Origin of the sequence: Photorhabdus sp. RM322S (assembly GCF_042879395.1) — a bacterium.
Classification (GTDB): domain Bacteria; phylum Pseudomonadota; class Gammaproteobacteria; order Enterobacterales; family Enterobacteriaceae; genus Photorhabdus; species Photorhabdus khanii.
Genome location: NZ_JBHFKW010000122.1, coordinates 1 through 1,458, shown reverse-complemented (window position 1 = coordinate 1,458; position 1,458 = coordinate 1). Strand labels below are relative to the sequence as shown.

Genomic DNA, 1,458 nt, shown 5'->3' with positions numbered 1-1,458 from the left:
CCTGATAAAAAATCGGGGGATTTTTTTGAATCTTTTTCTATTTTGCTGATCTTAGTAATAACTATTTCATTGAGGTACGGTAAAATGTTCCAAACTCACGCAGAACAATGGGCTTATGAGACTTTTTCTCGCGCAAATTTGGGTGATAGCCGACGAACCCAGCGTCTTATCAAATTCACCGCCTCTTTAGCCAACCATATCGGGCAATCTATTGTGCAATCACTCAAAACACCTGCGGATATTGAAGCCGCTTATCGATTTACGCGTAACCGGGCCATTGACGCAACGGCCATTGCAGAGGCCGGATTTGCAGCAACGGCTGAACAAGCTAAGTCCTATGACTGTTTGCTGGCATTGGAAGATACAACCTCACTGGAGTTCACTCATCAGACGGTTCGGGATGAAATGGGGTATACCGCATCACGAAAAAGTGCCACCGGCCTGCATGCCCATTCCGTTTTGCTTTTTGCCCCCAGAGAAGAACAGGTCATTGGCCTGATTGAACAAACGCGCTGGACGAGAGAGCTGAGTCATTATGGCAAGAAAGCGCAACGGGCTTCCCGGCCGTATAAAGACAAGGAAAGTTATAAGTGGGAACGCGCCTCTCAGGCAACAGAAACTCGTCTTGGCAGTGATATGAATAAGGTCATTTCAGTTTGTGATCGCGAGGCAGACATTATTGACTATCTGACCTATAAAATCACGCATCAGCAGCGTTTTATTGTGCGTTCAATGCAAAGCCGTTGCATTGAACAAAGCTCAGATAAACTTTATCTGTTCAGTGAATCTTTGCAGCCCGCAGATAAAAGAACCGTTCAGGTTAAACAACGAGGTGGGCGTAAGGCGCGTGAAGCTCTCTGCGACGTCCGTTACGCCCCTGTCACGCTCAAAATGCCGGCCAATAAACGAGGGGAGCCGATACCGCTGTATTATGTGAGTTGTCAGGAAACGAATCACGACAAGGAGCTGAGCTGGCACATTCTGACATCGGAGCCGGTAAAAGGTAAAGAAGATGCCCGCCGTATTCTGGACTACTATGAAAAACGCTGGCTCATTGAAGAGTTTCACAAGGCATGGAAAAGTGGCGGGACACAGGTAGAAGCGCTGCGGATGCAACGTAAAGAAAATCTGGAAAAAATGGTGGTGATCCTGGCGTTTATCGCGGTGCGTGTTCATCAGTTGCGCTATGTGGGTCTCAATAGATCAGAGGCGGAAAAACAGAGTTGTGAAACGCTATTAAGCCCGCTAGCGTGGAAATTATTGTGGGTAAAGCAAGAAAAGAAAAAGGTCCCTAAGACAGCGCCAAGTGTTTACTGGGCCTATATCAATTTGGGAAAACTAGCGGGTTGGTATGACTCAAAACGAAATGGCCGAGTGGGATGGGAAAGGCTGTGGCAAGGATGGTTCATGTTACAAACCATCCTTGAAGGTTATTTACTGTCCAAGTCTCTTGATCTA

At 46.9% G+C, this 1,458-nt stretch carries 1 protein-coding gene; it reads left to right on the top strand.

Features of this window, described 5'->3' with window-relative positions; translation table 11 throughout:
• Positions 1–84: 84 nt before the first annotated feature.
• Positions 85–1,458 (top strand): IS4 family transposase (locus ACGF63_RS22840; RefSeq protein ID WP_387633372.1); only part of this gene is annotated, 1,374 nt, incomplete at its 3' end.